The organism is Ilumatobacter sp., assembly GCF_046290335.1.
In the GTDB taxonomy this organism is placed as follows: domain Bacteria; phylum Actinomycetota; class Acidimicrobiia; order Acidimicrobiales; family Ilumatobacteraceae; genus Ilumatobacter_A.
This window is the reverse complement of the sequence record NZ_JBKAGH010000002.1, coordinates 258,277-276,869: the sequence shown is the minus strand read 5'-3', so window position 1 is coordinate 276,869 and position 18,593 is coordinate 258,277. Positions and strand designations below refer to the sequence as shown.

At 65.5% G+C, this 18,593-nt stretch carries 19 protein-coding genes and 1 pseudogene; 7 read left to right on the top strand and 13 right to left on the bottom strand.

The window, feature by feature from the left end:
• Positions 1-108: 108 nt before the first annotated feature.
• From flgL to flgN, 3 genes are read right to left on the bottom strand one after another with little or no spacing between them, the layout of a single operon-like run.
• Positions 109-999, bottom strand: coding sequence for a flagellar hook-associated protein FlgL (gene flgL, locus ACE37B_RS09745; protein WP_409923130.1), 891 nt, complete (start codon positions 997-999; stop codon positions 109-111).
• A gap of 55 nt (positions 1,000-1,054) precedes the next feature.
• Positions 1,055-2,416, bottom strand: a complete 1,362-nt coding sequence (flgK, locus tag ACE37B_RS09740; protein ID WP_409923129.1) for a flagellar hook-associated protein FlgK — start codon at positions 2,414-2,416, stop codon at positions 1,055-1,057.
• A gap of 2 nt (positions 2,417-2,418) precedes the next feature.
• Complete coding sequence (gene flgN, locus ACE37B_RS09735) at positions 2,419-2,910, bottom strand: flagellar export chaperone FlgN (RefSeq protein ID WP_409923128.1); 492 nt, start codon at positions 2,908-2,910, stop codon at positions 2,419-2,421.
• A gap of 215 nt (positions 2,911-3,125) precedes the next feature.
• Between flgN and ACE37B_RS09730 the strand changes: the two genes are divergently transcribed.
• The 5 genes from ACE37B_RS09730 to ACE37B_RS09710 all read left to right on the top strand — a co-directional run bounded on the left by ACE37B_RS09730 (position 3,126) and on the right by ACE37B_RS09710 (position 6,685).
• Positions 3,126-3,413: a flagellar FlbD family protein gene (locus ACE37B_RS09730; protein WP_409923127.1), complete on the top strand. Its 288-nt coding sequence runs from the start codon at positions 3,126-3,128 to the stop codon at positions 3,411-3,413.
• On the top strand, positions 3,410-4,192 hold the full coding sequence (locus tag ACE37B_RS09725; RefSeq protein ID WP_409923126.1) for a motility protein A: 783 nt from the start codon (positions 3,410-3,412) through the stop codon (positions 4,190-4,192). Before ACE37B_RS09730 ends, ACE37B_RS09725 begins: the two co-directional genes overlap by 4 nt.
• Positions 4,193-4,201: 9 nt before the next feature.
• A complete protein-coding gene (locus ACE37B_RS09720) occupies positions 4,202-5,119 on the top strand; it encodes an OmpA family protein (RefSeq protein WP_409923125.1) in 918 nt (305 codons plus the stop codon).
• A gap of 231 nt (positions 5,120-5,350) precedes the next feature.
• A complete protein-coding gene (gene fliL, locus ACE37B_RS09715; RefSeq protein ID WP_409923124.1) occupies positions 5,351-5,854 on the top strand; it encodes a flagellar basal body-associated protein FliL in 504 nt (167 codons plus the stop codon).
• Between the two features lie 84 nt (positions 5,855-5,938).
• Positions 5,939-6,685: a hypothetical protein gene (locus ACE37B_RS09710; RefSeq protein WP_409923123.1), complete on the top strand. Its 747-nt coding sequence runs from the start codon at positions 5,939-5,941 to the stop codon at positions 6,683-6,685.
• A 298-nt stretch (positions 6,686-6,983) separates the two neighbouring features.
• Here ACE37B_RS09710 and ACE37B_RS09705 read toward each other — a convergent pair whose 3' ends face one another.
• Positions 6,984-7,919, bottom strand: a complete 936-nt coding sequence (locus tag ACE37B_RS09705) for an HDOD domain-containing protein (protein WP_409923122.1) — start codon at positions 7,917-7,919, stop codon at positions 6,984-6,986.
• 126 nt (positions 7,920-8,045) lie between these two features.
• Entirely contained in the window at positions 8,046-8,693 is a 648-nt protein-coding gene (locus ACE37B_RS09700; RefSeq protein WP_409923121.1) for a class I SAM-dependent DNA methyltransferase, read from the bottom strand.
• An 899-nt stretch (positions 8,694-9,592) separates the two neighbouring features.
• On the opposite strand from ACE37B_RS09700, the gene ACE37B_RS09695 reads away from it, so the two are divergent.
• The gene (locus tag ACE37B_RS09695; protein ID WP_409923120.1) at positions 9,593-9,937 is read left to right on the top strand and encodes a hypothetical protein; all 345 of its coding nucleotides are present in this window, start codon (positions 9,593-9,595) and stop codon (positions 9,935-9,937) included.
• The gene (locus ACE37B_RS09690) at positions 9,928-10,845 is read left to right on the top strand and encodes a hypothetical protein (protein ID WP_409923119.1); all 918 of its coding nucleotides are present in this window, start codon (positions 9,928-9,930) and stop codon (positions 10,843-10,845) included. The genes ACE37B_RS09695 and ACE37B_RS09690 overlap by 10 nt, the downstream gene beginning before the upstream one ends.
• Positions 10,846-10,965: 120 nt before the next feature.
• On the opposite strand, the pseudogene ACE37B_RS09685 reads toward ACE37B_RS09690, so the two are convergent.
• From ACE37B_RS09685 to ACE37B_RS09650, 8 genes and pseudogenes are all read right to left on the bottom strand, one after another.
• Positions 10,966-11,185, bottom strand: a pseudogene (locus tag ACE37B_RS09685) (transposase); the annotation flags it as partial.
• 110 nt (positions 11,186-11,295) lie between these two features.
• Positions 11,296-12,468: an ABC transporter permease gene (locus ACE37B_RS09680; RefSeq protein WP_409923118.1), complete on the bottom strand. Its 1,173-nt coding sequence runs from the start codon at positions 12,466-12,468 to the stop codon at positions 11,296-11,298.
• A 35-nt stretch (positions 12,469-12,503) separates the two neighbouring features.
• Positions 12,504-13,199 (bottom strand): ABC transporter ATP-binding protein, encoded by a 696-nt coding sequence (locus ACE37B_RS09675; protein ID WP_409923117.1) that lies wholly within the window; start codon positions 13,197-13,199, stop codon positions 12,504-12,506.
• A complete protein-coding gene (locus tag ACE37B_RS09670) occupies positions 13,196-14,926 on the bottom strand; it encodes a peptidoglycan-binding protein (protein ID WP_409923116.1) in 1,731 nt (576 codons plus the stop codon). Before ACE37B_RS09670 ends, ACE37B_RS09675 begins: the two co-directional genes overlap by 4 nt.
• Before the next feature lie 199 nt (positions 14,927-15,125).
• Positions 15,126-15,863, bottom strand: a complete 738-nt coding sequence (locus tag ACE37B_RS09665; protein WP_409923115.1) for a hypothetical protein — start codon at positions 15,861-15,863, stop codon at positions 15,126-15,128.
• Complete coding sequence (locus tag ACE37B_RS09660; protein WP_409923114.1) at positions 15,860-16,375, bottom strand: RNA polymerase sigma factor; 516 nt, start codon at positions 16,373-16,375, stop codon at positions 15,860-15,862. Before ACE37B_RS09660 ends, ACE37B_RS09665 begins: the two co-directional genes overlap by 4 nt.
• 84 nt (positions 16,376-16,459) lie before the next feature.
• Positions 16,460-17,014, bottom strand: coding sequence for a hypothetical protein (locus ACE37B_RS09655; protein WP_409923113.1), 555 nt, complete (start codon positions 17,012-17,014; stop codon positions 16,460-16,462).
• Positions 17,015-17,437: 423 nt separating this feature from the next.
• Complete coding sequence (locus ACE37B_RS09650; RefSeq protein ID WP_409923112.1) at positions 17,438-18,157, bottom strand: hypothetical protein; 720 nt, start codon at positions 18,155-18,157, stop codon at positions 17,438-17,440.
• Positions 18,158-18,593: the final 436 nt, after the last annotated feature.

Here is an 18,593-nt window from a genome sequence, read left to right as displayed (position 1 = left end):
TCGGATCGTCGTTGCTGTGTGACGCGCCCCGAGCCTCGTCTCGCTGGCTCAATCGGCTGGCTCGCTCGGCTGGCTCGCTCGGCTGGCTCGCTCGGCTGGCTCGCTCGATCAGCGCAGGTAGTCGACGAGCGAAGGTGGCAGCACCCGGCTCGCTGCTTGCAGCGTTGCGGTGTACGCGTTCTCGCTGGCTTGCATCGAGATCAGCGCTTCAGCCAGGTCGACGTCTTCGACCATCGAGAGGCGCGTGACGAGATCGCCCCGGTCGACAGCCATGCGGGACTGGATCGTCTCGAGGTGGCTGGCTCGTCGGCCGATCTCGGCTGCGGCCGCTCCGACTCGGGTGGATGCCACGTCGAGGTTGGCGTGCTCGGCCTGGATCGTCGCGTCATCGCCAGATGCGATGGACGCCGTCAAACGGTCGATGACGGCGAAGAGGTCGCCGGCCGGATCGCTCTGCGATCCGAACACCTGTTCACCAGTCATGTTGCCGGTGATCGTGATGCCCGGCGCGACCGACCGTTCGAACGTGGTGGCGTTGCCGAGGTATGCCCCGGTCGACGGATCGTATGCCTGCCCGCCTGCGGTGCCGTTGAACAACGGACGCCCGAGATACTCGGTGTTCGCAACGGCCAGCAACTCCTCGCGGAGGCCGCCGAGTTCGGCGGCGATCGCAGCTCGCGTGGTCGGGGTCGATGATCCGCTGTTCGATGCTTGCACCGTGAGTTCCTTGACCCTGGTCAAGATCTCGAGGGTCGACACCAGCGCGGTGTCGGACGAGCGCAATCGGGCGGTGGTGTCATCTGCGGTCCGTTCCAGCGACTCGGTGCGCCGGAGTTGCTGACGCAGCGCAAGGGCATCGACGGCACGGTTCGGATCATCCGACACCTTCTCGAAGGCCTTGCCCGAGGAGACACGTAGCTGGTTGTCCTGCAGGCGCGTGTAGGCGCTCGACAGGTCGCGAAGTGTGGATCGCATGGCGATCGCGCTGGTCACGCGCATCGGAAGACCTCCTGAAACGCCTTGATGATCGACATCGACGCATCGCGGGTGGCGATCATCGTCCGACCAGGCCCGTGCGTTCGATGATCGTGCCGAGCATCTGGTCGATGGCGGTCAGCACACGAGCCGACGCCTCGTAACCGCGCTGAGCCTGGATCAGGTTCACCATCTCCTCGTCGAGGCTGACACCGCTCACCGACTGTGCGTCGTCGATTGCCTGGTCGGCCATCATCTGCTGGGTGTCGGCGCGGCGACTCGCATCTCGAGTGTCGATACCGAGGCCGGCGACGAAGGTCCGATAGTTAGCGTCGGCGCCGGTGGGGCTGTCGACGAGTTGGGCCAACTGATCAGCCATGCCGCCGTCGAATGGCCCCGGCACGCCGGGGGCCGGTGCGCCGGCAGCGAGCGCCCGAGGTTGATCGGCGACGTCGGCGGAGAGCGCGATCGTTGCCGCCGTCGTGCCCGCAGGGTCGAAGAAGTTCAGGCCGGTGTTGCCGTCGAGGTCGTAGCCGGTCGTGTGCAACGTGTTGACGTTGTCGACGAGCGTGGCCGTGATCGTGTCGAGTTCTGCGCGATACGTCGGGACGACATCGGAGATCACGCGAGACAGCGCGGCGGCCTCACTCGGTGGGGTTCGAACGGTGTCACCGCCTCGCTCCCAGACGAGCGACCCACCGGATGCGGCGACCCGCTCGGTGAAGGGGCCGCTGATCAGCGCTCGCCCACCGATGTCGACGTTGATCTGGTCGCCGTCGCCCGGTCGGGCGACCGCACCGGTCAGTTGGGTCAATTCGGTCATCAACCGGTCGCGTTGGTCGAGGATGTCGTTCGCCGGCGCCGACGCGTTGGCAGCGGATTGGTTGAGCGCAGCGATTCGTCCGGCGAGATCGTTGACCTCGTCGGCGATGCGGGCGAGCCGTTCGGTCGACGTCTCGACGACCTTGTCGAGGTCGACGGCGGCCTGACCGATCGATTGCGTCAGGTTCTCCGCTCGGCCGAGTACAGCGGCGCGAGCGGTCACGTCGTCGGGCCGGTTCGCGAGATCACCCCACGACGACCAGAACGCGTCGAGCTGGGAGGCCAACCCGCGTTCGCTTGGTTCCGGAAAGGCGGCTTCGATCCGCTGCATCGACGAGCTCATCGTGAACGCGTCGCTCGTCAGGGCGAGTTCGCGTGCAGCACGCCCTTCGGCGATGTCGTCCATCACTCGGCGGGTGTCGACGACGTCGACGCCTTGGAGCTGGGAACCCGGGCCTGCCCAGACTGCAGCGGCGGGGCCGATACCCGATGGGGCGAGGTCGACGCGTTGGCGCCGGTATCCCGGGGTCGCCTGGTTCGACACGTTGTGGGCAGTGACGTCGAGGATCTTGCGGTGCGCATTCATCCCAGACAGTGCGGTGTAGAGCCCTGAGATCATGGTCAGGCCGTCCGATCGAATCGTCGGGAGGCGGGCGCGAGCTGCTCGGTGGCGCCCCGAGGGTCGTACGTGTCGATCGGCGTACCGGCGCCCACGGTCGCCAGGATTTCCTGCGCTGCGGCGACACCGCGCCGACCGAGTTCGCGGTTGGTGGCGGTGATTTGCTCGATCTCCTCGTTGAGCGAGATCAGGTTGAGGCGATGTCGGCGCCAGGAGCTGCGATACGGCTCGCCAGCTGCGTCGCCCATCTCGGCGAGTGTCGCGTGTTCATCGAGGCCGAGGAGTCGCGCCGCGCGATGCGTGTGGGGGAGGCGTTCGGCTTCGGACTTGTGAATGTCGTCGAGCAGGAGCTCGACGTTCTCCGTGACCGTCGGGAGCCAGCGGAGGCGATTGTTGGCCATCACGAGCCCCTGGATGTCGAGCGCGCAGACGAGTTGTTCCATCTGTTCGTGCAACAGCCAGAGCCGTCGCGAGAGCTCGTCGAGTGCTTCCACCCACCAGACCGTCCGGGGTACCGGCGGTCACGCCACAGGGTTGGCGGGCGGGTTGGTGCAGGGTTGGCGGGCGGGTTGGTGCAGGGTTGGTGGGCGGGTTGGCGGGGCCGGTGGGAACCATCGTGCGCCGGTCGGGATCAACCGGACTGTGCACTCCCACAGACACGGTGAGCCCTCTCGCCAGAAATCGATCAACCAGCAGATCGCGACCCCAGATGATCCCCCTCACTCGACTTCGCCACGGCGACTCGTTCTATTTGAACCCCGACTACATCGAGCGCGTCGACTCCTATGTCGACACTGTCGTTCGGCTGATCACCGGCGTCGAGTACGTCGTGCAGGAGCCTGCCGACGAGATCACCCGACGGATCATCGCCTACCGCAGCTCGATCCTCGCCGCCGTTCCGGCGGCGGCACCCTTTGTCGCCAACCTGCCGTACGAGGCGATCGCCGCGACGTCGGTCACCGTCGGCACCATCATCTTGGAGAACGAAGCACCATGAAAGGCACCCTGATCGGCCTGATCATCGCTGCGGTCGGCACCGTCGTCGGCGGGTTCATCAAAGGCGTCAACCCGGTCGTCTTGATCACCAACGTGCCGGCGATTCTGATCGTGATCGTGGGTGGCCTCGGGGCCACCATGGCGAGCTTCGATATGAAGGCGACCACCAACGCTGTCAAGTCGATCATGCGGGTCGTGTTCCCGAAGCCGCTTCCCGATCCCGCCGAGAGCCTCGAAAAGATCGTCGACTACGCCAACCGTGCGCGTCACGAAGGGATCTTGTCCCTGGAGTCCGACGTGGCCGAACTCGAGGACCCCTTCATGAAGAAGGCGTTGCAGTTGGCGATCGACGGTAACGATCCCGATGCCGTCGCCGACGTGATGCGCACCGACATCCGCACGATGAAAGCCCGCCACAAGGTCGGCGCCGAATGGTGCACGTCGTACGGCATCTTCGCGCCGACCTTCGGCATCATCGGCGCCGTCATCGGACTCATCGCGACACTCAGCCACCTCGACGACCCGTCCAAGCTCGGAACGGGTATCTCGGCGGCATTCGTCGCGACGTTCTGGGGCGTGTTCATCGCCAACGGCATCATGCTGCCCTTGGCGAACCGGATGAAGAACATGTCGGCCGAGGAGGTCGCCGGCCGCGAGATGGTGATGGAAGGCGTGCTCGCCATCCAGAGCGGACAGAATCCGCGAGTCATCGAGGAAACCCTGCTCACCTACCTGCCCCCGCACGAGGCGTTGGCCTTGCGCGAAGCCCGAGCCGAATAGCGGTCCGCGATGAGCGAATCACGGGGAAAGAAGCGCGGCCACGAAGAGGAGCACGAAGAACACGTCAACCACGAGGCGTGGGTCATCCCGTACGCCGACGTCTTGACGCTGCTGATGGCGCTCTTCCTCGTGCTGTGGGCCCTCGGCGACACGAATGAGGAAAAGACGGAGATCGCTGCTGAATCGTTCCGCCGCGAGCTTGGCGGAAGTGGCGGCATCTCGTCGTTCGACATCGGTGAAGGCACCGGTGGCGGCCCGTTGGCGAACGGGGGCATCAGCATCCTCGAAGGCAACGGTCCGGCTCCGATGAGTGCCGAGAGCGACCCGAACGCGTTGGGCGCCTCGCAGAACGAGAACGGTGAGGATGAGGTCCTCAATGCGGATGGATTGCCGTCGCCGGGGGATCGAGAGGTCTTCGAGCTCGATCCGGTCGTGTTCGATCCGATCGATCACTCTGGCGAGGTGCTGGGGGATCCCCTCAGCGAAGTCGAACGGACGATTCGCGAGAACGCGATCGGCAGCGGGTTGAACACCGTGGTGGGCGCCCGACGCGAATCGCGCGGACTGGTCGTGACCATCGTGTCCGACAGCGTGCTGTTCCTCGAAGGCCAAGCTGCGGTGCAACCGGATGGCATCACCATCCTCGGCGTGATCGCCGACTCGCTACGCGAGCTCCCGAATTCGCTCATCGTCGAAGGCCACACCGACTCGCGGCCGATCTCGACGGCGCGGTATCCGTCGAACTGGGAGTTGTCAACGGCCCGCGCGACGTCGGTGCTGCGCTACCTCGTCGAGGAGCAGGGGATGCCCGCTGACCGCGTCGCGGCGGCCGGGTACGCCGACACCCGTCCGATTGCCGACGGCAGCGACGCGGAGTCACTCGCCCGCAATCGACGCGTCGAAATCGTCGTGCTTGCCACCGCGTAGCGCCGGCTCCCACAGTGTCGCAGCGGTCGCCCCTGGGCGGCGCCGCGCCGGTGCTGTTGCTGCCCGTGCACCGGCTCGACCCGCCGAGCTCCGAGTGCCTGGGGACGCGGAGAAATCCGAGTGAGCCTCCGGCCTGCAGCTCGGTGCGCCGGACTGTCACCACCACGACGCTCGACGCAGCGTCGACCAGATCATCACAGCCAACCACGGCGCGAACAGGAAGTTTGCACAATGCCTGACAAGAAGTCATCCGGCGGAAAATCGGACGAAGAAGAAAAGAAGGGCGGCCTCAAGCTGCCTGTCGTCATCGGACTGTGTGTCGTGCTCCTCGGGGCCGGCTACTTCGTCGGCGGCATGATGGGCGGAGCGGCCCCCGCTGAGGAGACCGAAGCCGAAGCCGAAGCCACCGATGAGGAAGCCGAGATCGAGGTCGGCAAGGTCATCGACATGGAGGCCGTCAACATCAACCTCGCCGAAGGCCACTATCTGCGCGTCGCCGTCTCGCTCGGCCTGGACCATGAAGTGTCGCTCGACGACGGTCATGGCAAGGAGGTCGAGTTCAAGACGGCTCCGGCGGCAGACCTCGTGCTTCGTCAGTTCGTCGGCGCATCGATCGAGGAACTCTCGACCATCGAAGGACGCGACGAGGCTCGTGAGGCACTCCTCGAGAAGGTGTCCGAGAAGTACGACGGCGCCGTCGTCGCGATCTATTTCACGGAGTTCGTCATGCAGTGACCTTCCGCTCGACGTGGGGACACCAGGAGGGTGCCCCCGACACGAAGTCCGCAACAGCACCAGATGACTCATGGAGGAGTCCAGATGAGCTACTTGACCGACGGCGCCATCGCCTCGACAACTACACCAACCGACCGGCCTGACGACGCATCGTCGGCCCATGTTCCGACCCCGACCTGGATGCCCTGGGCGGGATCACGCCGCCCGGCCACCACGCGTGAGGAGGCCGCATTCCGCGCCAGCCTCGACGCGCTGGCGGGTACCGGCACCGCCGAAGTCCGTCGCCGAGACATCACCGCAGTGCTCAACGCGCTGCGTTGTGGCCTCACGGTCGACCAGCTGCTCGAACGAGCTCCCGGTCTCGACGCGACTCGCTTGCGAGCGGCCTATGACCATCTCGATGCGTTGCGTGTCGACGCAGCCGACGCGTGGCGTGACATCGTCGCCGATCCGACGCCAGATGTCTTCGACCTCCGGGCACCGGTCGCGGGGACCATGCTGCCCCGCCTCGTCTTCGTGCTCGAGGGAATCGCGCAATCGTCGCCCTTCGAATTCGCCGACGTCGTCGGTCAACTCGACGAAGCGGTGCGCGCCGCTGACGACGCTGCAACGGCGGTCGAAGCTCGTCTCGCAACGGTGGGCGACGATCGCGACGAAGCGATTCTCGTGGGCCGATTGCTCTATGACCCCGACGGTTCGGGGATCGCCAACTGGCCGACCTACTGCCCACGGCGAGTCGGCACGCTGTCGCCCGCTCGGGTTGCAGCGCTGCTCGGTGAACGAGCAGAAGGCACGCAGCTCACCTCCGTCCGAGCTCCCCGGACCCTCTGACACTCCAGACCCCCGCGAAAGGTCATCGTGCCAGGCACCATGACCTTCCTGGTGGGCTCAAGGTCATCGTGCCAAAGGTCATCGTGCCAGGCACCATGACCTTCCTGGTGGGCGGTCCGGGGAGACATCTCACCGAGGCAGCAGGTTCCTTCGTGCTGACTTCGGTTCCTTCTCCGTGGCGCAGGGCATCGTGACGGGCGGAGCCCGAAGCCTTGCACTGCGGCACTCGCTGTTGGCGAGTCATTGTTCGCCGGCGGTGAACGTTCATCGAGTCCGTTGCCCGGAGCGCGACTCCTGATCAGAGATCTCCCGCGAGATGAAGATGCCGCGCGGCGGCGTCGGCTTCGATCACGGCCTGATCGATCAGTCGGCGAAGGCTGCGGGCATCGTGGTCGATACCCGCAGGAAGCGACGGTATGAGCGTCGCGTCGACTTCCGCGTCGGACCGTTCGGCGAAGCTGGGCTGGCCGGGTATCGACGAAGGGAACATCGAGAGGTCAGCGGCGCGGACGACCTTGACGAGCGGGTCGGTGCTGTGCGGCTCGCCGGGTGTTCCGTGGTGGAGTTCGACAGCGGCGATCAGCGGTATGGGGAGGCCCCACCGCTCGCACGCCATCGCGCCGACCTGGCAGTGGTCGATACCGCATACGGAGCGCTCGATCTCGAGGAGACCGGCGGCGTCTCCCCACTCGCCTTCGTCGATGTCGCGGAGTTGCTCCGGCGCCTCTTGAAACATGATGAACCGGCCGACGTCATGGAGCAAGCCAGCCGCGTAGGCGTGCTCGGGCGCGACGCCGAGCGAAGGATTGGCGTGGGCGAGTTCGCGGGACATCGCGCCGACCTGGAGGGCGTGCAGCCACAGGCTTCGCTCCCACGCATCCCTCGGGACGAACGCTCGCACGACGCCGCCGGCGAGGACGAGGCGAGCGGCACGGACCGTTCCGATGCGAGCGATGGCCGCGCTGATCGACACGATCGGCGCGATCGGCGCACTGTCCGCCGAGTTCGCGGCGCGCAGAACGCGCAGCGAGAAGCCCGGGTCGATCGAGATCAACTCCGTGACCTGATCCGGGTACGAGTCGGCCTGCGGGTCGAGCACGAGTAACTCGACGAGCACCGACGGCAACACGGGCAGCTCCGATATGCGCCCGATCAGTCGTCGTAGGTTCGGGGTTTCGGTCATGGGCGGCGGCCGGATCGCCCATCGGCGACGTCGCATCGTTCGACGTCGCATCGTTCGACGTTCTGAGGATCGGCCGCTCGCACGATTCGAGTCTGCCACGCCTGCGAGGCGTTGCGAGGCGCGCTGCTGATGCCTGGCCCCGGTGGGCCGTGACGGCCTGCCCTGCCGTCGTCGTGTTCAGTCTCGGTCGACGCGGCGAGCGATCAGCGTGGCGTGCGGAATCCGACGTTCGTCAGCGCACGGCTGACGCAGCAGGCGGATCTCTTCGTCGAGGCCGTGGGAGGCCAGCAGTTCCGAGACGGCGGACGTATCGAGTTGATAGGCCGTGCAGACTGCGTGGTCGAAGGGCTGGCCATGGTGGCCGCCATCGGGCACCGCGAAGAACGACACGAACAGCCGGCCGCCCGGAGCCAGCACGCGAGCGAACTCGGAGACGACCTCGTCGAGATCTCGTGGGTCGGTGTGGATGATCGAGTGTCGGGAAACGACGCCCTGAACGGACCCGCGGTCGACGGAGAGGTCCGTGAGCCGACCGATACGGAAGTCGATCTCGGGGAACGAGCTCCGGGCCAACTCGATCATCGCCGGCGAGATGTCGATGCCCGAGATGCTCGAACCCGTGGCAGCGAGGAAGGCCGTGACATGCCCGGGTCCACAGCCGGCGTCGAGCGTGTTCGCGCCCGGGCCGACCAACTCGGCGAACAACCGCAACGCCGCCCGATCGAGCGACGGATACTGCAGTTCGCGGCCGACATGGTCGACGTACTGCTGCGCCATCCGGTCGTAGCTGTCGCTCACGCTCGTCACGGCCCGGCCCTCTGGCATCGCTCGACCCTATGCCAACCACGCACGACGAGTCGGGCGCGTCCCGAACGCCTGACACGATGGGCTCACCGACCTGCCGGTCGGTGGGGCAGCGCTCACGTCTCGCCCGGAGGGAGCTCCTCGGAAGTGCTCGGAAGCGCTCGAACGACTTCCCTGGAGCGGGTGTTTCGCAGAGCCCAGAATCGGAATCGAACCGACGACCTACGCATTACGAATGAGATCCTGACGCTTCGCCGACTGCCCTGCAGGTACTCTGAGCTGGGGTTTTGTGAGTCGTCCGTTCCGTCGAGTGCCGCCGATTCCTCCTCAACCAAGCAGATTTCTTGGTTGGATTCTTGGTTGAGTGCACACAGCCACGAGGCCTGTGGCGCTGCCCTGCGACGATGCCTTGGGCGGTCGCAAGCGTCGTACGGGTCTATCGAACCGTAGTGGGCGGTGCGATTATCGGGTGCGCTACTTGGGCCGATATGTGCTGGTCTCCGGTGAGCCGAGGTCGGGTTATGGCGTTCGCGTTATGTGTGTGGTCGACCACAGGTCGTTGCCATCTGTGTTGGGCTGCAGCCGTCGGTGGCGATCTCCGGCAGGCCGTTCCTGTACCGACTCAGAGTGTCCGCGACCTGGCACGGAATACCGGCGGACATCGTGGGCAACCTGAAGGATGGGGCCCGGTGTCTGATGGGCCCTTCATCGCGTCCCGAGGGGGAGAACGCTGAGGGTGTGTCTTGTTGTCGTGTAACGACCGGCGACGAGCGGACACCCCTCTGCAGTGACCAGCCCGGCCCCGGCCTGGGATCACAGCCACCAAAGGTGCAGCAACCTTCAGAACGGAGACCACCACTATGCACGCTCGTCGACTCCTTCCAGGAATAGCTGTCCTCGCAGCGCTCAGTTCGGTTGTCATGCCGCAACCGGCGGGAGCGGTGCTGTCGGGGTGCGCTGCGGGTTCAGGTTGTGTCACATCGCAGAACGTCAGCGGGTATGTCACGCCCAGTCCCCAGGCGTACACCTTCGAGGACGACTCCAACCTCGCCAACGACTACTACAGCAATGGAACCAAGGTCGACGACCGAGTCATCTCGATTCGAAATCGGAACACGGGACCGTACTGGAAGCGCCTCTGCTTCTATCGGGATGCTGGCTACGTCGTGTTGCGCTCGTCAGTGGCGGATACAAATCCGGGTTGGTTCGACAATAGTTCCGTCGACATCTCGTCGCTTCGAGGCGTCGCTGGCTCGTGCCCCTGAGGCATCTCGGCCGGCTCGCCGCGTTGCCGCTTCTCGCGCTTGCGGCGTGTCAGGCTGACGAATCAGGCAGTGACCGGACGCAAGTGGGTAGTCCGTCGGCTACGGCGACCAACGGCGATGTGGGGACGGCTGGTGTCGAACAACGCCTTGTCGCCCAGCCTCCACGGGCACCATCGATCCTTGATGACCTTCGGCTGTCCGACGACGAAGAGAGGTTCGTATACGAGACGTGGCAGACCATTGCTCAACGGTGTATGGCGCAGGCGGGGTTCGATTACTTCATTGCCCCGTTCGAGACTGTGAACGCCGCTCCGCGCCTCCCTGCGACGATCGACGAGGTGCGCGCTCACGGATACAGTCCGATTGAGCCAGAGCTCCCACCTGCTGCACGAGAGGTGGTTTCGCAGGTCGAAAGCGATACCCAGTATCGCGCCGCGTTCGTTGGTGACGAGGACGACCCCACCGACGGATGTCGAGATGCAGCACTTCTCGTTACGGACCCTGTGGACGGTGAGTATCAGCAGCTCGACGCGACGGTGGAGCGCGCGGAGATCGAAGTCATTGCCTCCTTGGAGTCCCTTCCGGAGTACGTGGCTCTCGATGAGTCATGGGCTCGCTGCATGACTGAGCAGGGCTACTTTCTCTCCAAGCCCGCCGACGCCCTGACGAAGTTCGTCGGCGTGCAATTGACTCAGGAGCAGGTGGATACGCGTCTTGCGGACCTGAATTGCCAAGCAGCGGTGGCGTACGAACAGACGCTCGGCTTGCTGGAACTTGACGCATCCGAACGGTGGATCGCTGAGAATCAAGGCGTCGTCGACGCAGTCAAATCAGCCAAGGCGGGCTATGTCGATCGATTGCTTGAGCACGTTCAGATCAACGGTTTAGGTGTCGAGCGGCCCTTGTAGAGCGGATTCCCCCCTTCCTATGGGGCCGCGCCCCGCGGAATGATGTGGCTTCGAGGTTGATCCTCGGTGTTCGTCGCCGCTCTTGAGTTCGGCGCTGAGGTCAGTTTCGCGCTCGGGGTAGAGCCGCTCCATAGAGACTTCGGAGGGGTAGCGACGGTCGCCGGCTTGCCATTCGTCGTGCATGTCGGCCAGCTCGGGCGCCGACGAGTCGGATCACGGCCGCCTCGTTCGGGAAGATCCCAACGAGACGGGACCGACGCTTGATCTCTTTGTTGATCCGCTCGAGCGGGTTCGTCGACCAGATCTTCTGCCAGTGCGCCCGCGGAAGCGAGGTGAGGGCGAGCACTTCGGTCTTCACAGACCCTCCCAGGGTGATTCAGCCTCCATGAGCGGGCCGATCTTGGGGATGAAGCGTGGCGCGCAGGCTCAACTCAATGGGGTGGATGCTGCTCAGGTTCGTAGGGTGACCGCAGGTGGGGTTTGGGCGGCTTTGAGTGCGGGGGCGATGCCGGCGATGGCGCCTGTGGCGAGTCCGATGAGGGGTGCGATGAGGGTGATGGTCGGGTTGATGGTGGCGGTCCATTGGCGTTGGTGTGAGATGGCGGCGATTGCGTAGACCGCGATGGCGGTGCCGGCGATGCCGGCAATGGTTCCGATGGCTGCGGCTTCGAGGGTGATCTGGCGGACTATGTGGGCGCGGGTGGCGCCGAGAGCGCGTCGGAGTCCGATCTCGGGTCGGCGTTCGATGGTGTTGAGCAGGGTTGCGTTGGCGATGGCGATGGTGCCGATGAGGAGCGCAAGGGTCGCGAGGGCGTAGTAGAGGCCGGTGACATCGCTTTCGACATTGTTACGCAGGGTTTGGGGGTCTGGCGGGACGAGTGCTTGGAGGCGTTCGGGTTGTTGTGGGCGCAGAGCGAGGGGTGCTTGGCGGCCCGCGAGCGGCGCTGCTCCGGGTTGGGTGTCGATGAGAACTTCGTAGGCGGGCGACGCGGTGCCGATGTCGCGGTGTTCGGTGCTGGTGGGGATGGTGATCGACAGAAGGAGGTCAGGGTTTCGGGAGACATCGTCGATGATGCCGATGACGGTGTAGGCGGTGTCGCCGATGAACACGGCGGGCTGGTTGTCGACGCGGGTGACGCCGAGCTGGTCGGCGGCGACGCGGCCGAGCACGGCGACGCGTTCGGCGCGTTGTTGGTGGAACTGGTCGTAGAGGCGGCCGGCGGATAGTTCGGGGAGGGCCGCGCTCATGGCTCCGGGGGTGGCGGCGGTGATCGGGATCGGCTGGTAGTTGCCGGTGGGTCGGGTGGCAGTGTTGCGCGGTTGTAGGGCGATGGTGTCGTCGACGGGGTAGGTCAGCCCGGCGTGGTTGATGCCGTTGAGCGCTTCGAGGCGGGCGTCGACGTCGCTGGGGAACGGGTTGGTGCCGTCGGGGGCTGCGTCTTGGATACGGACCTCGGTGGCTTTGAGAGCGTCGAAACGGGCCGAGACCTGGGCGCGGGCGGTGTCTGCGAGGCCGGTCGTGGTGACGAACGCGGCGACACCGAGAATGGTGCCAAGGGCGGTCAGTAGCGTCCGGACGGGTCGTTGAGCGATCGCGGCGGCGGCTTCTGAGATCGTGTCCACCCAGCTCAGTCGGGAGCGTGGCACGGTTTGCCTCGTCATGCGATCAGTGGGCTTGGTTCGGCGACGACGCCGTCGGTGATCGTGAGACGGCGGGTCGCTCGGGCGGCGACGTCGGGGTCGTGGGTGATCATGACGATCGTGACGCCGTGGAGGTGGACTTGTTCGATGAGGTCGAGCACCTGGTTGCTGGTGGCGGTGTCCAAGTTGCCGGTTGGTTCGTCGCACAACATCAACGTCGGATGACGGATGAGGCTGCGTGCGATTGCGACTCGTTGCTTCTCGCCTCCTGACAGGGTGGTGCACGATGCGTCGCGTCGATGGGTCAGCCCGACTTGGTCGATGACCTCGAGCGCGGCGCGGCGGCGGTGTCGACGGTTGACGCCTTGGTAGGTGAGCCCGAGCTCGACGTTGTCGGTAACGCTGCGGTAGCCGACGAGATGGAACGCTTGGAATACGAATCCGATCCGGTAGGCGCGTAACGCCGTGCGTTGCCGATCGGTGAGCGACGCGGTGTCGGCACCGTCGAGCAGGTAGCTGCCAGCGCTCGGGGTGTCGAGGAGGCCGAGCAGCGACAACAAGGTGGTCTTGCCTGAACCAGACGGCCCGGTGATCGCCACGAAATCGCCGTGGTCGACGTCGAACTCGCACGGATGCAGCGCAACGACGTCGGGTGGCCCGGCGTAGCGTCGCTCGAGTCCGCGCACCGACACTGCTGGTGGTCGAGCGTTCACCGGCCGACCACCACGAGATCGTCGACGCTTACCGCCTCGGGCGTCACGGGGACGATGGCCACGAAGCCGTCGGCTGACAGCCCGGCGTCGACGACGACGTCGATCGGGTTTTCGTCGTTCACCGAGTCGACGAGCGACACGCGTGTCGTGCCGTCGGCGGCGGAGGTGACCGCGGCCAACGGCACCACGAGTGCCTGGTCCTCGGTCGACGCTGCGGTGATCGTGACACGCAGATTGGCGCCGACCAGACCGTCGGGCAGCGGGGCGTCGGGGGTGATCACGGCGGGGTGGACGAGCTGTCCGTCCGGCCCGGGAACCGGATCCTTCACGATTGAGGTAATCGTCGCTGGATATTCGGTCGAGGTGGTCTCATCGAGCAGGGACACCGGCATCCCGACGCGGACAAGGTCGACATCACCTGGGCGCATCGATGTGGTCACGACCAACCGGCCGCCAGCGAGCTCCACCAGGGGCCCCGACCCGCCGTCGCCCGTGTCGCCGGCCGGATCGAAATTCGTGCCTGCGGATGTGCGCACTCTGGCCGGCAACTGCGGCACGAAGAGGGCCTCACCGAGCGGAATGGTGGGCCCGTTCTGCGACATCACCGCCGCCAACGCCGCCTGTGCCTGCGCCTGGGCCCCCGACGCGCTGTCCACGCCTCGTTGGAGTTCGGTCAGGTCAGCAGGCGCAAGCAGCGTGTCACGCGAGAGCGTGGCGATCAGCAGCGCCTCTTCCGCTGAAGTCACAGCGTCCGCCGTCGAGCGCCGCGTTGAGTCGAGCTGGGCGGCGGCTTGAAGGATCTGCAGCTCTGCCGCCTCCAACTCGCTCGGTGTAGTTTCCGGGTTCTGTGCCAAGCGATCCCGTTCGCGGATCGCCGCGTTGTAGGTCTCCTCACCCAAGCGCACCTCGTTGACCCGCTGCGCACGCGCCTCGCCGAGGCTCCGCTCGGCCTGATCGACCGCAGCCTCGGCCTGGGTCACCTCCAACGTCGACGCTCCTTGCTGGGCCTGCCTGAGAGCCGCCGCCGCCACGTCGAGGGCGACCGTTGCGTCATCCACCGACTGATTGGCCGACGCCGTGTCCGCTGCGGCGGTGTCGAACGCCGCGACCGGTTCATACCCGGCGTCGCCGTACCAGGTAGTCACCGCCGCCTTCGTCGCCTCACCGAACACCCCATCAGCGTCTGGTTCGTACCCCAATCGGGCAAGCGCCACCTGAAGCTGAACAACATCGGCACCGCTCATCCCTGGCCGCAGTGAGCGATACATCGGAGCAGTTCCGTCGAGCACGAACACCGGCCGGCCGGATACCTCCACGACGACGTCGCCTTCGACGACCTCTCCGCCGACCGGCGGCGGTGCGATGGTCACCACCGCCGGAGACTCCACCGAGACCGGCGGCTCCACCGCCACCGACACCTCAGCGGCCACGTCACCGCGCTGGATCACCGTTGCCGACAGCACCCGCCGCTCCACCGTCGCCGTAACCCACGACGACATCGGTGCATCGGCACGCGCAGCGGCCTGCTCGGGCGACTGCGACGACGACGCCAACCACCACGCACCAGCAGCGCCCGCGCACAACGCGACGACCGCCACCAACCACAATGTGCTACTCGAACCCCACCGACGAACCCTCGATGATGTCGAGAACGGCAGGTGGGGTTCGTCGACGTTGGCGGTCGCAGCATCCGTCACCGGGGTCGTACCGGTCTCGGCGTCGATCATCTCGCCTCGCTTGCGTCGAACTTGGTCACACACCTTCGAGCCACAATGTTTCGTCGAGGCTCCGTGTAGCCGGCCGGGCCGCGCGGACACTTAACATTCGTGGTGTCGCCGCGGCGACGCCACGACCTCGCGGCTGCGGGCGTCGAGTCACCACCCCGACCGCTCGCCGCCGCGGGGTCACCGAGATGACATCGCCTGATCACGGTGCTCCGGCCGCGGTCACGATCAACACGACTTGCGTCGAGGCATCGACAGCGGCGTACGCACACGGCCGCTCGTCGCTGATTGCGCCCGTAGGGCGGATCTCCCATCCGTCAGCTTCGACGTCGGCAAGAATCTCCTCCACGATCGCCACCGCCTGGTCGACAGAGTCGACGCAGTCGGTCGGGTACTGGTCCGAAATCGTCGACACGACTCGCGCCGCCACCGTTTCACCCGGATCGACGCCGGGATCGCGGCGGGCCAGACCCAGAGAGGTGCACGTCCCGTCATCGCCCGGGATGACCGCCGTGATCCCGTCAGAAGTGACACACGCCGTCAGCGGTGGAGCGTCGCCTGAGGCGAGCGTGCCATCGCTCCACAAGGTTGCGCATTGCTCAACTGGTGTCAACTCGGCATCGATCGGCAGGCCGACTTGTACTTCGGGATCCAACGACGCCTCGGAGTAGCACGACAACGTGGCCGGGTCCGCCGGCTGATCCAACCACACCGCGGCCGCCGCCACCGCCCCCGACGCCACCAGCACACCCGCTACCGCGCCGGCAACGACCCGGCGACGTCGACGGCCCGGACGGAGCATCGGCGATGCGACCATTGTGCCGTCCATGATCCGCTTCAGTAGGGCGTCCGCGGTCGGGTCGTCACCCGGCTTGATGTAGTCATCGGTGTCGTCGCTGCGCAGCGACACCAGCAGCTCAAAGGGATCCTGGCCAGTCATCGTCCCGCCTCGAACAAATCGCCGAGCCGACCACGGGCACGATGCAGCCGAACGCTCGCAGCCCCAGCCGACACACCCAACGCCGCGCCGAGATCCGCGCCGCTCAGACCCTCGAACGCCGCCAACTCGATCACGTCCCGATCACTCTCCGACAACTGGCCCAACGCTGCGGCGAGCCGCTCCGCTGTCTCCACCGGCAAACGATCGTCATGCAACCAGGCCACCCTGCGAACCGGTTCGTTGGCCAACACATCGCCCAACACACGTTGACGACCGCGACGGCGGATGGCGTTGCGGGCATGGTTCCGGGCGATGCCGAACAACCAGCCACGCACCGCGTCGAGCGGAGCGTCATCGAGGCGCCGCCACGCCACCTCGAACGTCAACGCCACCAGGTCACCTCCGTCGACCGTTGGATAACGGGCGGCGACAAAGCGCGCCACCGACCGATGATGGGCGCGGAACACTTCCTCAAATCGCGCCCTCCTCTCAGCGTCACCGTCGGCGTGCACACCGCTCACGGTAGAGGTGTCCACAGGGAGAGAGGGATTACAGCCAGGTGGCACGCCAAAGGCCCCGCACGAAGTGGTCGTCGATCAGAAAATGATGACCGACGACACCACGTTGTCCCACCCACCAGCCATCAACGACGCCGAGGCGTTCGCGCCGGTCGAGCCCGGATACTGCGACCCTGCCAGGTTCGCACCCGAGTAGAACGCCGCCGAACACGCCCCCACTCGGTAACTGCTGGTGTCGTTGTCGAATCCAAACGACGACAAGTTCTGGACCACCGAGCGTGTCGTCAGATAGAGCGCACTACCGCCATACCCCGTCGACCGATACAAACGAAGCGACGACGAACACGAACTCGCCGCCACCATCCTGGAGTCAACACCGAACGCAACGCCAGCGACCAACGCAGGGTGAGCAGCCAGAAGCTCGGGCTCCGTCCGGTAACACTCCACACGCTCACCGAGCTCTGCACACGCACCCGCTGAACCCCAGCCGTCAGCAAGATCGACGACCCGACCCTCAAGCACCGCCTGCGACGGATCCCCCGCCTGGTCCGGAGGCGTCGCCTCCACGAGCCCGCTCGGCCCGGCGCCAGCAACCGCCACGGCGGCCAACACCACGGCGAATTTGTACATCATGAACCGACTCATAAATCAGCCCTCCCGGTCGTGTAATCGGAGTTGAACGATGACCGTGAAGGTGATCCTCGACGCTGCCGAAGGCTTCGTCGATTCAGGCACCACCCCGACCATCAACCACCAGTGTCCGCCCAACGCGTTCGATTACAGAACTCCGAAACCGGGCAGCCCTTCGGCCGGTCTTGGCGATACCCGAAGCGAAGCCCCAATGTTCCACGCGACCAACACGGCGGTCTCGACCCCACGAGCCGATGAGACACGAACACCATCCGAGCTGCGTGTTTGCGCAGTTGGACCCGGTGCGCTGCGAGGCGTCAACGGCATGCTTCGAAGCACGCCAGTAGATGTCGTCAGCCAGGTACCACCCGACCATAAACCATGGGCGTCCGCTCGACGTTGCGTCGGATCACCAACGGAGTACCGCTAGCCGTTCGCTCCGTCACCCGGCGGCAACGGATCATCGAGAATGTCGAAGAAGTCGCCGAACCGTTCAACCACGAGGTCTCTGTAGACCGTGCGATACGCCGGCTCGCATGTCAGATTGGAGAGGCTCGTCTGAACCTCCAGCTCGAAAACCGCTTCAAGGTCGACGTCGGGATCCACGACGGCTGAGTAGAAATCCTGGCGCATTGCGTCCGGCGATGCGTAGTCGTATCCCATCGTCGACATGCAACGGCTCCAGGTTTCCGTCGCGGACTGCAGGCGAGGGTCGACGGTCAAGGTGCCCCGAAACTGCTCCGCGGCAGACTGGATTGCAGGATTGCGGCTCCGGTCGAAACCAACGGCATCGACACACTCATCGACAACTGCTTCGTACGCCTCACGCTGACCTTCCGACAGCGTCGCGAGGTAGTCGATATCCTCCGTTGATGGCTGCGGGTAAGTACCGAGGGCCTGAGCAGTGATCCCGAGTCCCCATGTCGTTGCGTAGTCATCCGCAGGCATGGTGACGCTCGGGTCGTTGGCGAGGGGGACGTAAATGAAGAACTCAAATCCAGCCGCTTGCACGCATTCCTTGACCTCTTGCTGGTCTGGTGTCGGGGCGAACGCGCTGACAGCGTCTTTCGGATCGGCCACGCCGAGCAGGGCGATGACTAGGTCGATGAGCTGCTCGTTCTGATCCGACCCGGGCAGTGCCTCCACGCCAGGCGGTACCTCGGACCTTGATTCTGGGGCGTCTGCACTTGACGTGGTTGTTTCAAGTCCGGACGCTGTCGAGGACGTCGACGCAATCTGATCACGGGGTGGCAACGGATCGCGAGCGTCCCCAGCTTCCCCGCCGCACGCGGACACGGAAAGGACTATGGCGGCGACTCCTGGCCAACCGACTCGCCGGCTTCGTGCGATCAGCCGATTCTTCATGCTCAGAGAGTCATCGCCATGGCCTCGTGATGGCCTTCTCTGTCGCGTGTGACTCCGTCGCGACGGTCCACACGAGCGGACGGTCGCAACGGGCCAGCCAGACCTCACCGAGCGCACCCCTAGACCGAGTACGGGCCGATGATGCAACGCCAGCCGGGTGTGTTCTTCATGATTTCTCCTCGTGTTGATGTACGGCATTGGCGCCGATATTGAGGAG